We start from the raw sequence: 13,053 nt of genomic DNA, 5'->3' as shown, positions 1-13,053 counted from the left end.
ACGTGTACAGGCCTTAGCCTAACAGGCGCCGGCACAATCGCCGACCGCCCCGCCACCGCTCACATTCGTTTTGCCCAACCAGCACCACTGGCGGATCTCCGGCAGATCTTCGCCGTGTTCCTCGATATACCGGCGATGTTCCAGCAGCTTGTCGTCGACCAACTGCCGGGTTGCGGCGGCTTGTCCAGCCAGTTGCGGCAGGCGCTCGACCACCGCGGCAAACAGGTGGAAACGGTCCAGTTGGTTGAGCACCACCATGTCGAACGGCGTGGTGGTAGTGCCCTCTTCATTGAAGCCGCGCACATGCAGGTTGGCGTGATTGTGCCGGCGGTAGGTCAGCCGATGGATCAGCGTCGGGTAGCCGTGATAGGCGAAGATGATCGGTTTATCCACGGTGAATAGCGCATCGAAATCGGCGTCGGGCAAACCATGCGGGTGTTCGCTGGCCGGCTGCAGGCGCATCAGGTCGACTACGTTGATCAAGCGTACCTTCACCTCGGGAAAGTGCTGCCAGAGCAACTGCACAGCCGCCAGCGCTTCCAGGGTCGGCACATCGCCGGCGCAGGCCAGCACCACATCAGGCTCGCCACCCTGCTCATTGCTCGCCCACGACCACACGCCGATGCCTGCGCGGCAATGGGCGATGGCGGCGTCCATGTCCAGCCATTGCGCCTCGGGCTGCTTGCCGGCGACCACCACGTTGATGTAATTGCGGCTGCGCAAACAGTGGTCGGTGACCGACAGCAGGCAATTGGCATCGGCCGGCAGGTAGACGCGGACAATTTCGGCTTTCTTGTTCAGCACATGGTCGATGAAGCCCGGGTCCTGATGGCTGGAGCCGTTGTGATCCTGGCGCCAGACGTGGGATGACAGCAGGTAGTTGAGCGAAGCGACAGGCGCCCGCCAGGCAATCTGGTTGGCGCTCTTCAACCACTTGGCGTGCTGGTTGAACATCGAATCGATGATATGGATAAAGGCTTCGTAGCAGGAGAAAAACCCGTGGCGGCCGGTCAGCAGATAGCCTTCCAGCCAACCCTGGCACTGGTGCTCGCTGAGCATCTCCATCACCCGCCCGGTAGCCGCGAGCTTGTCGTCGTAGGCGAACTGCTCGGCCATCCAGGTGCGCGGGCTGACATCGAGCACGTCCTGCCAACGGTTGGAATTGTTCTCGTCGGGACTGAACAGGCGGAAGTTGTTACTGGCCAGATTGAGCCGCATCACGTCGCGCAAGAAGCGCCCCATCACCCGCGTGGCCTCGGCCTTGACCGCACCGGGGCGCTCCAGCGCCACGGCGTAATCGCGCATATCCGGCAGCTGCAACTCACGCAATAACACACCACCATTGGCATGCGGGTTGGCGCCCATGCGCAACGTGCCCTGGGGCGCCAGCTCGGCCAGTTCGGCCAGCAGCTTGCCGCTTTCGTCGAACAACTCTTCGGGGCGATAGCTGCGCATCCAGGTCTCGAGAATCTGCACATGCCCCGGCTTGCTCATCTCGCCCATTGGCACCTGGTGGGCGCGAAAGGTGCCCTCCACCGTCTGCCCATCGACCTGCTGCGGGCCGGTCCAGCCTTTCGGCGAGCGCAGGATGATCATCGGCCAGCGTGGCCGCGCACTGACGCCCTTGACCCGCGCCTCGTGCTGAATGCGCTGAATCTCGGCCAGTGCGGCGTCCATGCTGGCTGCCATCAACTGGTGCATGCTCGCGGGATCGTCACCCTCGACGAAATACGGCGCGTAGCCGTAACCGTAGAACAGCGCCTGCAGCTCGTCATGCGGAATGCGCGCGAGGATCGCCGGGCTGGCGATCTTGTAGCCGTTCAAATGCAGAATCGGCAGCACCGCACCGTCCTGCGCCGGGTTGAGAAACTTGTTGGAATGCCAACTGGTTGCCAGCGCACCGGTTTCCGCCTCGCCATCGCCAACCACGCAGGCCACCAGCAGATCCGGGTTATCGAAGGCCGCACCGAAGGCGTGGGACAGCGAATAGCCCAGCTCCCCGCCTTCGTGGATCGAACCCGGGGTTTGCGCGGCCACATGGCTGGGAATTCCGCCCGGGAAGGAAAACTGCTTGAACAGCCGCTGCATGCCCTGCTCGTCCGGGGAGATGTGCGGATACACCTCGCTGTAGCTGCCTTCCAGATAGGTATTGGCCACCAGCGCCGGGCCACCGTGCCCAGGCCCGGCGACATACAGGACGTTCAGCTCGTGCTGCTTGATCAGCCGATTGAGGTGCACATAGATGAAGTTCAAGCCCGGCGTAGTGCCCCAATGACCGAGCAGGCGCGGCTTGATGTGCGCGAGGCTCAGCGGCTGTTTGAGTAGCGGATTGGCCTGCAGATAGATCTGCCCGACCGCCAGGTAATTGCTGGCGGCCCAGTAGGCGTTGAGCTTGCGCAGCTGCTCGGGCGTCAATGGCGCGGGGTTGAGCGTGGTCTGCTGGCTGAGCATGGGGCTTGTCCTTTGCGCGTAGCGGCGGGTGAAGATCCTTCCGGGGGTCGACTGTGGCTGAAGGGCTCATTGCTGATACTGATCAGCATCAAAATAACCGCCTGACGCTTGGTGCCAGGCATGGCGGATCACGCCGGTACTTAACAGTAGCGTGAAGAGTGTCACGTGCGCCGTAAGGCTGCAGAAGCAATGCCCCTGTTCTCCGGCGGGTAAGTGCGCCACCGCACAGACGCCTCGCCTGGTCACGGACACTGTAACTATTGCACGACCATTTATTTTTGCGGGCAGCGGGAGTCATGCCGAACAGGCACAGAACCGGCCGTCATTACCGCCCCTGCGCACCACCAACGTAGAACAATAGCCCCAGGACTGCATTCGGGTTTTAGCAACAGTTCAAGGGAACAGTGCGGTGACGGCGCAACCCGCTGCATCGCTGCTCCCAGTGGAGAAACAGCATGCCCTTGCACCCGTGCAAACACGCACTCACCGCTAGCATCGCCTTTGCCATAGTCGTAATAAGCAGCACGGTCGGCGCGCAAACACTCTTTCAGGACGTTGCCGATGCCCGGCAGGAAACCCAGGTCTGGAAAGCCTATGCGCTGAATCAGCATTTAAGCGCTCACAACCTCGAGGTGTCAGTGCTCAATGGCAAGGTCACCCTGAGCGGCGAGGTAGAGAGCACAGCCAACAAGACGCTGGCCAAAGTAATCGCCCTGCGCGTCGACGGTATCGTCGCCGTGGATAACCAGATAGTGGTGCAAAAGAGGCAGACCGAGGTCGACAGCCAGGCCGGCGATGGCACCGAACAACCTGACCGCGGTAGCTGGATCAGCGACCCGAGGCGGTCGGCCTTAGCGCACACCAACGATACAGGTGCCCGCCCCAGTCCGCTCGACCGCGGCGCAACGAGCATGCTGAGTGACAAGCCAACCAACCAAGCCAAATTTGCCTCGGCGCTTGAGTGGCCACAGCGCCAGCCCGAAGGCAAAAGTCTTTACCCAGATGCGTTCAGGTTTTAGCTCGGCGGGTAATAGCTGATAGCGCTCTTACATGCTGCAGGTATAGGTTCGCCATGCCATGGGTAGTGGTCAAAGGAGTGCATACGACGTGGCCAACCGAATCCTGATCATCAGCGCTGACGCCGCTGATGCAGCGGTGTTGCAGGATGTACTGGGCAAGGCCAAAGACGGTCTATTCATTATCGAATGGCTAACCTGTCTTGCCGATGCTCTGGTGAGGCTGAACACCGGCGATATCGACGCGATTCTGACCGCGCTCTCGCTGCCTGATTGCCAGGGACTGGAAACCCTCGACCAGTTGTTCGCCCTGGTACCCCACACGCCTATCATGCTCCTCTGCGAAGCGGATGAAGACCTCGCGGAGCAAGCGGTACAACGCGGCGCGCAAGGCTATTTGGCCAAAGGCCACCTTGGCAGTTATCTGGTCGCGCAATCGTTGCGCAACATCATCCAGCGCAGTGCCGTCAAGGAAAGCGTCTTAATAGAAAAAGCGCGTGCCGAGACCACCCTCAACTCAATCAGCGATGCAGTCATCGGCACGGACCTGGCAGGCAATGTCGACTACCTGAATGTGGCGGCCGAGCAGATGACCGGCTGGTCTCGGCAAGAAGCTAGCGGCCGCCCTATCACCGAGGTGATGCATATCGTCAACAGTACGACGCGCACGCTCGTGCACAACCCGATCAGGCGGGTACTCGAGCATGGCAAGCCACAGGTCCTGGCCGCGGGTACGATCCTGATCAAACGCGATGGCAGCGAAGCGATGATCGAAGACTCCGCCGCGCCGATCCACGACTCCAGCGGACGGATCAGCGGTGCCGTGATCGTGTTCCATGACATCACCGCTGCGCAGGCGATGACCATGAAAATGGCCCACTTGGCGCAGCACGACTTCTTGACCAACCTACCCAACCGCCTGCTCCTCAATGACCGCATCGAACAAGCGATAGCCCTGGCCGAACGCCACGGCACGAATCTCGCCGTACTGTTCCTCGATCTGGACAACTTCAAGCACATCAACGATTCCCTTGGCCATGCCATCGGCGACCAACTGCTGCAGTCGGTCGCTCAGTGCCTGTGTGCTTGCGTACGTAATTCCGACACGGTGAGCCGCCTGGGGGGCGACGAGTTTGTCGTGCTGGTCGCGGAAGAACATCAGGCGCAAACATCCGCACTAACGGCAGCAAAGATCCTCAGTGCGCTGACCAGGCCACACCGCATAGCGGAGCATGAACTGCACGTGACGAGCAGTATTGGCATCAGCATTTATCCAAGCGATGGCCTGAACGCAGAAAGCCTGATCAAGCATGCCGACACCGCGATGTACCGGGCCAAGGAGCATGGTCGCAACAACTTCCAGTTCTTCAAGAATGAAATGAACATCCACGCGCACGAGCGGCAACTCATCGAACGCCATTTACGCGCGGCATTGGAGCGGCAGGAATTCGTCCTGCATTATCAACCAAAGATCAATCTACTTAGCGGCACTATCATGGGTGCAGAGGCACTGCTGCGCTGGAAGCACCCGCAATGGGGGCTGGTGTTGCCCAGCCGTTTCGTGTCGATTGCGGAAGAATGCGGCCTGATCGTGCCAATTGGTCGCTGGGTGCTAGGCGAAGCCTGTGCCCAAGCCAAACGCTGGCAAGAAGTCACCGCAAGGGCCACGCCGGTTGCAGTCAACCTCTGCGCAAAAGAGTTTCGCCATCAGGATTTCGTTGCAGGCGTTCACGCCATCTTGAGCGACAGCGGATTGGAGCCCAGCAATCTACAACTGGAAGTGAGCGAAAGCGTGTTGATGCGCGATGCCAAGGCCAGCATCGCGATACTTCAACAACTCAAGGAGATGGGCCTACAGATCGCGGTGGACGACTTTGGGACCGGTAACGCTAGCTTGAGCTACCTGAGTCAGCTCCCGATCGACGCCCTAAAGATCGACCCGTCGTTCATCCAGGCCATTGGCACTGCTAACGGCAATGGCGCAATCGTCCGCGCGGTAATCGCCATGGGCGCCAGTCTCAATCATCGGGTGATCGCCAAAGGCGTCGAACAGCATTCGCAACTGGAATTTCTGCAAGAACAGCGGTGTGAGGAAGGACAGGGCCACTATCTCAGCCGGCCGCTGGTTGCCGAACAGTTCTTCAGACTCCTGCAGACGGGCCTCGGCACAACGCTCTAGGCAATGCGGCGGGAGTCAACAGGCTGTTGTGCGAAGCGCAGCGAGCCTACTTCAGCAACTGCGCGTAGTCATCGATGGCCGCCTCGTAACACTCGCAGGAGGCGGCCTCTAACCCTTTGCGGTCGAGGATGCTGATCTCGCCACGGGTGTAGTGAATCAGACCGCGCAGTTGCAAGGCACCGGCGGCGACGGTGACGCCACTTCTGCGCACCCCGAGCATGTCGGCCAGGTATTCGTGGGTAAGGTAGAAGTGATCGGCGTGCGCGCAATCATGGGTCATCAGCAACCAGCGTGCCAGGCGCGGTTCGATTTCATGGAAATGGGTGCAGGCGGCGGTTTGCGACAGCTGCGCCATCAGTACATACAGGTAGCGGTTGAGTGTGCGCAGCAGCTCTGGGCACTCCTGCAGCTCGCGGCGAAAGTCTGCGGCGTTGATCCGCAATGCAGTGCCGGTGCCCTGCACCACCGCGCGCATCGGCACGCTGTTCACGCCCAAAACCAGGGTCGCGCCGAGCATGCCTTCATTGCCGACCAGGCCCATTTCCAGCGGCTGATGGTCACGTAGCGTGGTCACCAGCGAGATAAATCCGGTCAGGGGAAAGTACAGGTGGCGTAAGGTTTGCTCCGGCTCACAGAGGATGCTGCCGAACACTAGATCGACGGGTTCGCAGCACCCCAGGATTCGTTTCGACTCCTTGTGCGGCAAACTTGCAAGCAGCTGGTTAACCACGGGAACCCGTATTGCTGCTGACATTCAAGCGTCCTGCAGCACGAGAGAATCGGGGGGCGACACAGGAAAGGTGCCGAACAGTCCCGATCCGCCAGTCTGATTGAGCGGCGCAGGCTTGTCTGTGCGCTATGGTACGGATGGCGCTAATACCTTGACTGACATCGAATAGGCTGTCCCGCTCGGCGCTTTAACCCAGCGAAACCGTTTACACCGCAAAGGGCAGCAGGCGATCCGTTTCCTTCTTTACCACTGCATAGCACTCGCAGCTCTGCTGCTCGAGCTTGGGCCGGTTGATCACCCTGATACGCCCGCGGCTGTATTCGATCACCCCTGATTTATGCAGCTTGCCAGCCGCCTCGGTGACGCCCTCGCGGCGCACGCCCAACATATTGGCGATCAGCTCCTGGGTCATGACCAGTTCATTAGTTGGCAAGCGATCGAGTGACAGTAACAACCAGCGGCACAGTTGCTGGTCAATCGAATGGTGGCGGTTACACACCGCCGTCTGCGCCATTTGGGTGATCAGCGCCTGGGTATAACGCAGCATCAGGTGCAGCATCTCGCTGTGGCGATTGACCTCTTCCATGAACTGGCGCGACGGCAGTCGATAAGCGTATCCGGCGCTTTGCACGATGGCGCGGCTGGTGGTGCTCTCGCCGCCCATGAACACGGCAACGCCAATCAATCCTTCATTACCGACCACTGAGATTTCCGCCGACGCACCGTTCTCCATCACGTAGAGCAGCGAGACAATCGAGTCGGTTGGAAAATATACATGGCTCAAGGCGTCGCCGGACTCATACAGAACCTTGCCCAAGGGCAGTGGCACCAGCTCCAACTTAGGCCGCAAGCGATTTTGAACGTCCGTAGGCAAAGCAGCCAAAAGATGATTTATTTGTGGTGTTGCGGACATCTCAGGCATCTCACACTCTATAAATTGGGGGGGGAATACCCTCCCCTCAGAAACAACTTATCGGTATTAGTTGGGCTATCTGTACGCTGCCGCACATAGCGTGTCAAAACTGCAGGTCTATCTGAAGCGCCAACCACAGCGAACGGGTCAATCAATGCGCTGCACAGAAGGCGCCGCGTTTTACAGCCGGCCCATCAACAGCAGTACCAGCACGATGATCAACACCAGGCCCAACCCACCAGTGGGACCATAACCCCAGCTCCGGCTATGCGGCCACGCGGGTAATGCCCCCACCAGCATCAGAATCAGTACGATCAACAGAATCGTTCCCAAGCTCATGGCGATCTCCTTGAAGGGTTCAAGCTCGCGGGCGCAGAAGCCTCGGAACGAGGTTTCACACTCACCGCGGCGAGCCATGCCGCTACGCGTTGAGCGTTTCACGTCGAAGATCCTCGACCCGGCACCTGAGCAGCTTGAACGGATAGCGTGCTCAGTTCGGTGCGTTATCGAACATAGCAGTCACCCAGCGACGGTCACCGATCGCTTTCCTGCCTGTTGGATATGGCATCGCAACCATCCTTTTGCGTCTACATTTAGACGAATGTATCAATCTGACAGTCGCCCGACTGCAGCGCGATACGCCTCCTCGGGAGGATGACCAGTGCAAGCAAGTAATTGCTGGAAGCCGTGTATCACGGCAATTCTCAGCCTGGCGCTGAGCGCCTGCAGCTCATTGCCGACCCTCAACCCCGATATGGCGCGCCACGATGCGGCGCCGGTACAACTCGACGGGCCACATGGGCCACTCTCGTCCGCGCAGAGCAAGGCCATTCTCGATCGATTGCAGGCACGCGGTGCCGAGACCAATATCTTCGACCTGCACCTGGCGGTCGAAGAAGCCATCGTCGGCAGCCCCCTGACCACAGGCAACAAGGTCGAGTTGCTGCAGGACGGTCCCGACACATATCAGGCGATGATCGCCGCCATCGAGGCCGCGCGCGATCACATCAATATGCAAACCTACATTCTCGATGATGATGCCGTCGGCCAGCGCTTCGCCAACGCCCTGATCGCCAAACAACTGCAAGGTGTGCAGGTCAACCTGATCCGCGACAGTGTCGGTACTCTCGGCACACCCCGCGCGTTTTTCACCCGCCTCGGCGAGACGGGCATCAAGCTGCTGGAATTCAATCCGGTCAATCCGCTGACCGCCAAGGCGGGTTGGTCGGTGAACCAGCGCGACCACCGCAAGCTGTTGATCATCGACGGGCTTATCGCCTTCCTGGGTGGCATCAACATCAGCAGTGTCTATTCGGGCGGCTCGTTCGGCTACCACAGCGAAGCCCTACCCGGTGCCGTGCTGCCCTGGCGTGACACCGACCTGAGGATCGAGGGACCCGCGGTCGCCGAGCTGCAAAGGCTGTTCATCGACACCTGGATCAAACAGCATGGCGAACCACTCGCGGCAGCCCACTACTATCCTCCGAACGAACACCGAGGCAGCGAGGTGGTGCGCATCATCGGCAGCTCGCCGGATGAGCCTTACAGCCAGATCTACGCCACCCTGATCTCGGCGCTGCGCAGCGCGCAAACCGAGATATGGCTGACCAACGCCTACTTTGTCCCCGACCCGCAGTTGCTCGCGGTGCTCAAGGAAGCGGTGCGCCGTGGTGTCGATGTGCGCCTGATCCTGCCCAGCAGCACCGACTCGTGGCTGGTACTGCATGCCGGCCGCGCCTACTACAACGAACTGCTGCAGGCCGGGGTCAGGCTCTACGAGCGCCGCGATGCCTTGCTGCATGTGAAGACCGCGGTCATCGACGGCGTATGGACTACGGTCGGCTCGACCAACCTCGACTGGCGCAGTTTTCTGCACAACCAGGAGGTCAATGCGGTGGTGCTCGGCAGTGATTTTGGCGACAAGATGCGCGCGGCCTTCATCGCCGATCTGGATAAATCGGATGAGATCACCCTGGAACAATGGCGGCGCCGCTCCCTCAACGTGAGGGTCAAGGAGTTGCTCGGTCGCCTGTGGGAGTACTGGCTGTGAGGCGCCTGGCGCGGTATGTGCTGGCGAGTAGTCGGCAGGCAAACCAGCAGAACGCGAGGATTCCATGAACCCCGCGCCAGTGGGCGCCGCGTGGCTGCGCGCGGCCATGCTGTTGACGCTGCTCATCGTGGCGCCGGCATACGCACAGGATCCAGAGGCGCTCAAGGCACGCCACAGCGCCTTGGCTGAACAGCTGACCAACAACCAATTCCAACGCCCGCTCTACCTCGAATCCCGGCAAACCTCAGACGCCCTGCAAGGTGATATCTACGCGGTGATCGATCAGCCCTATGCCGTGGTCGGCCCGGCGTTGCAAGCCAGCACACACTGGTGCGACATTTTGATCCTGCACCTGAATGTGAAAAGCTGCCGCGTCTCATCGGGTCCGGATGGTGATGTCCTGCGCATCAACATCGGCCACAAGTTCGAGCAGGCGCTGGAAGATGCCTATCTGTTCGAGTTTACCTACCGGGTCGCAGCGGCTACGCCCGACTTCCTGCAGGTGCTGCTGGATGCTGAGGATGGACCGCTGGGCACCAGCCGCTACCGCATCATGCTCGAAGTGGTGGCGCTCGATGCCCAGCGCAGCTTCCTGCACTTGTCCTACTCCTATGCTTACGGCTTGGCGGCCAGCGTCGCCACGCAGAGTTACTTGGCGACGCTGGGACGCAACAAGGTGGGTTTCAGCATCGTCGAACGCAACGCCGAGGGGCAGCCCGTCTATATTGGCGGCATGCGCGGGGTGATCGAGCGCAACACCATGCGGTATTACCTGACGATCGAGGCCTACCTGAGCGCCCTGTCGGCGCCGCCAGCGACGCGCCTGGAAAAACGCCTGAACCTCTGGCACAGCGCTATCGAGCAATACCCGGCGCAACTGCACGAACTCGAGCGTGGTCAGTACCTGACGATGAAGCGCAAGGAAATCCAGCGCCAGCAGGCGGACGTTGCGTCCGAATAAACGCCAAGGGCTGCGCCAGCGCGCCCACCCCGTCAACCGCGTGGTTTATCTCGACAGGCCGTCTATGATGGCGCGGCCAAACCGCTGGCGCCTGGCTTGACGGCTGGCTGCACGCAACCACATGGATTGACGGAATCGTCGCATTGAATCGTCTGACACTGGAACGCCGTCAAGTCTGGGTTTACCTGACGGCCATCATCGCCGGCTTGCTGCTCGGCAGCCTGCTGCCGGGCCTCGCCCCGACCCTGGAAGCCATGCTGTGGCCGACGCTGGCGCTATTGCTCTATGCGACCTTCGTGCAGGTGCCGCTGCTGCACCTGCGTGAGGCCTTCGCCGACAGACACTTTGTCAGCGCCTTGCTGGTCGGCAACTTCCTGTTGGTGCCTTTGCTGGTCTGGAGCCTGCTGCACTGGGTGCCGGATGATCCGGTGCTGCGTGTGGGGGTGCTACTGGTGTTGCTGGTGCCCTGCACCGACTGGTTTATTACCTTCACCCAGCTGGGCGGCGGCGATGTGCCGCGCGCGGTGGCCGTGACCCCGATCAACCTGCTGCTGCAATTGCTGCTTCTGCCCGTCTACCTGTGGCTGATGGCAGACGTGCAGCTGACCAGCGCACTGGCGCCCATGGATCTGCTGCCGGCGCTGCTGGTCGTACTGCTGCCCCTGCTGCTCGCCGCCCTCAGCGAACGCTGGTTCGAGGCGCGGGCCGAACGCGATGCCCTGCGCCAACGCCTGGCCTGGTGGCCGGTGCCGCTGCTGGGCCTGGTGGTGCTCCTGATAGCCGGCGCACAGGTGGCGGCGGTGCAGGATGCGCTGGAACTGCTGCCGGTGCTGGTGCCAGTGTTTATCGCCTACCTGCTGGCGGCTGCACTGATCGCCAAGCTGCTGGCGCTGGCCTGGCAGCTGCCCGCCAGCCACGGCCGCACCCTCGCCTTCAGCCTGGGCACGCGCAATTCCTTCGTGGTGCTGCCCTTGGCCCTGAGCTTGCCGCACGGCTGGGAAGTGGCGGCGGTAGTGATTGTCGTGCAGTCCCTGGTTGAGCTGTTCGGCATGCTGGGCTATCTGTGCTGGCTGCCGCGCCGACTGTTTCGCTAGCACGCGTCTTCAGGGCGCTTTGCGGCCACGCGCCGCTTCGGCCAGATAGAACCAGGTCGGCGCGTCCAGTTGCAGCGTGGCACCGTTCAGCGCCTCCTCGATCCGCGACCAACGCAGGCTGCCGAGGATTGGCAGTGGACTGCCGGGCAAACGGCGCAACCAGGCCAGGGCAACCTGATTGGGAGTTGCTTGCAAGGCACCCGCGACCTCGGCCAACGCCTGCTGCAAGGCCGGAGAAAAAGCCCCACCGGCCAACGGCGACCAGGCCAGAACCTGTAAACCATCGGCCTGCATGGCCTGCAACTGGCCATCCCAGGCGCTCTGTTGGGCCATTAGCGACAACTCGATCTGATTGCAACGCAGCGGCAGGTCGCGGCCCAGGCTTTGCCAGTGCAGCGGCTCGGCATTGGACAGGCCCAACCAGCCGACCTTGCCGCTCTCGACCAGCGCTTGCAGACAGCGCACCACTTCGTCGGCGCACAGCAATGGATCGGGGCGATGCAGGAGAAAGCCATCCAGACGCTCGACGCCCAGACGCGTCAGCGAAGCCTCGACCGCCCCGGTCAGGTAGGCCGCGCCGGTGTTGTAGTGCTTGACCCGCCAACGCGAGACATCCTGCGCCGCCGGCACGATGTCAGCCTTGCTGATCAGCTGCAGCTGGCCGCGCAACTGCGGGCGCAAGCGCAAGGCGGCGCCGAAGTGCGCCTCGCATTGGCCCAGGCCATAGATATTGGCGTGATCGAAACCGTTCAAGCCCTGCTCGACGCAGCGCTCGACAAAGCCCAGCAAGGCTTGCGGCGTGGCCAATTCGGGATAATCGAGCAAGCGCATCATGCCGAGCAGCACGGGCTGCTCGATCGGTTTTTTATTCATGGCAAACACCTAAGCCGCGCGCTGCGGCAGGATGAGGACCCGACACCGGCCGGCATCAGGCGTAGGCCAGGCGAACGCCAGCGGCGTGGCGGCGCCTGACAGAACCCTCAGGCCAGCAGTTGCAGAGCCTCGGCGCTGCACTGTTGAATACGCGCCCAATCGCCATGCTTGACCCACTGACTGTCGAACATCCAGGTACCGCCGACGCACATCACGTTGGGCAGAGCCATGTAGCGCTGCAGATTGTCGGGGTTGATGCCGCCGGTGGGACAGAACCGCACATCGCCGAAGGGGCCACCCAACGCCTTGAGCGCCGCGGTGCCACCGCAGACTTCTGCGGGGAACAGCTTGAAGCGGCGATAACCGAGTGCATAGCCGAGCATGATGTCCGAGGCGCTGCTGGTGCCGGGCAACATTGGCACAGTGCTTTCTAGGCTGGCCTTGAGCAGTTCGGCGGTCGAGCCTGGGGTGACGATGAACTGCGCCCCGGCCTCCTCGGCGGCGGCGAGCATCTGCAGGTCGAGTACGGTACCCGCGCCGACGCAGAGTTCGGGCCGCTGTTCACGCAGCAGGCGAATGGCGGTGAGGCCGTGGACCGAACGCAAGGTGATTTCCAGTACCGTCAGGCCACCGGCCGCCAGGGCATCGGCCAATGGCAGGATATCCGCCTCGCGGGCGATGGTGATCACCGGCATGATCCGCGCACGGGCGCAGAGGCTGTCGATCTGGGCGATTTTATCGGCCATGCGGGCGTGCTGGCTGTTGTCGTTAGTCGTCATAGCGGCT

The 13,053-nt window shown here is 61.5% G+C and carries 11 protein-coding genes; 5 read left to right on the top strand and 6 right to left on the bottom strand.

The window, feature by feature from the left end:
• Window positions 1–18 precede the first annotated feature (18 nt).
• The gene (locus tag VCJ09_RS09090) at window positions 19–2,451 is read right to left on the bottom strand and encodes a phosphoketolase family protein (RefSeq protein WP_324734042.1); all 2,433 of its coding nucleotides are present in this window, start codon (window positions 2,449–2,451) and stop codon (window positions 19–21) included.
• 455 nt (window positions 2,452–2,906) lie between these two features.
• On the opposite strand from VCJ09_RS09090, the gene VCJ09_RS09085 reads away from it, so the two are divergent.
• Both VCJ09_RS09085 and VCJ09_RS09080 read left to right on the top strand, forming a co-directional pair.
• Window positions 2,907–3,470 (top strand): BON domain-containing protein, encoded by a 564-nt coding sequence (locus VCJ09_RS09085; protein WP_324734041.1) that lies wholly within the window; start codon window positions 2,907–2,909, stop codon window positions 3,468–3,470.
• 88 nt (window positions 3,471–3,558) lie between these two features.
• Window positions 3,559–5,646 carry a putative bifunctional diguanylate cyclase/phosphodiesterase gene (locus tag VCJ09_RS09080; protein WP_324734040.1) on the top strand — a complete coding sequence of 696 codons (2,088 nt, stop codon included), beginning with the start codon at window positions 3,559–3,561 and terminating at the stop codon, window positions 5,644–5,646.
• A gap of 46 nt (window positions 5,647–5,692) precedes the next feature.
• On the opposite strand, the gene VCJ09_RS09075 is transcribed toward VCJ09_RS09080, so the two are convergent.
• The 3 genes from VCJ09_RS09075 to VCJ09_RS09065 all read right to left on the bottom strand — a co-directional run bounded on the left by VCJ09_RS09075 (window position 5,693) and on the right by VCJ09_RS09065 (window position 7,628).
• Window positions 5,693–6,400: a Crp/Fnr family transcriptional regulator gene (locus VCJ09_RS09075; RefSeq protein ID WP_324734039.1), complete on the bottom strand. Its 708-nt coding sequence runs from the start codon at window positions 6,398–6,400 to the stop codon at window positions 5,693–5,695.
• Between the two features lie 181 nt (window positions 6,401–6,581).
• Window positions 6,582–7,298 (bottom strand): Crp/Fnr family transcriptional regulator, encoded by a 717-nt coding sequence (locus VCJ09_RS09070; RefSeq protein ID WP_324734038.1) that lies wholly within the window; start codon window positions 7,296–7,298, stop codon window positions 6,582–6,584.
• A gap of 171 nt (window positions 7,299–7,469) precedes the next feature.
• Window positions 7,470–7,628 (bottom strand): DUF3309 family protein, encoded by a 159-nt coding sequence (locus VCJ09_RS09065; protein WP_324734632.1) that lies wholly within the window; start codon window positions 7,626–7,628, stop codon window positions 7,470–7,472.
• A gap of 322 nt (window positions 7,629–7,950) precedes the next feature.
• Here VCJ09_RS09065 and cls point away from each other — a divergent pair, with 322 nt between their 5' ends.
• The 3 genes from cls (at window position 7,951) to VCJ09_RS09050 (ending at window position 11,394) form a co-directional block, all read left to right on the top strand.
• A complete protein-coding gene (gene cls, locus VCJ09_RS09060) occupies window positions 7,951–9,339 on the top strand; it encodes a cardiolipin synthase (RefSeq protein ID WP_324734037.1) in 1,389 nt (462 codons plus the stop codon).
• Window positions 9,340–9,403: 64 nt separating this feature from the next.
• Window positions 9,404–10,300 carry a hypothetical protein gene (locus VCJ09_RS09055; protein ID WP_324734036.1) on the top strand — a complete coding sequence of 299 codons (897 nt, stop codon included), beginning with the start codon at window positions 9,404–9,406 and terminating at the stop codon, window positions 10,298–10,300.
• 143 nt (window positions 10,301–10,443) lie between these two features.
• On the top strand, window positions 10,444–11,394 hold the full coding sequence (locus VCJ09_RS09050) for a bile acid:sodium symporter (protein WP_324734035.1): 951 nt from the start codon (window positions 10,444–10,446) through the stop codon (window positions 11,392–11,394).
• Between the two features lie 9 nt (window positions 11,395–11,403).
• Here the strand turns inward: VCJ09_RS09050 and VCJ09_RS09045 are convergent, their stop codons facing one another.
• Window positions 11,404–12,267 (bottom strand): aldo/keto reductase, encoded by an 864-nt coding sequence (locus VCJ09_RS09045; RefSeq protein WP_324734034.1) that lies wholly within the window; start codon window positions 12,265–12,267, stop codon window positions 11,404–11,406.
• A gap of 107 nt (window positions 12,268–12,374) precedes the next feature.
• The gene (locus tag VCJ09_RS09040) at window positions 12,375–13,046 is read right to left on the bottom strand and encodes a bifunctional 4-hydroxy-2-oxoglutarate aldolase/2-dehydro-3-deoxy-phosphogluconate aldolase (protein ID WP_324734033.1); all 672 of its coding nucleotides are present in this window, start codon (window positions 13,044–13,046) and stop codon (window positions 12,375–12,377) included.
• Between the last annotated feature and the right edge of the window lie 7 nt (window positions 13,047–13,053).

The sequence above is a fragment of the Pseudomonas paeninsulae genome (genome assembly GCF_035621475.1).
Taxonomy (GTDB): Bacteria; Pseudomonadota; Gammaproteobacteria; order Pseudomonadales; family Pseudomonadaceae; genus Aquipseudomonas; species Aquipseudomonas paeninsulae.
The sequence above is the reverse complement of the archived record's forward strand: the minus strand, read 5'-3'. Positions and strand labels throughout refer to the sequence as shown.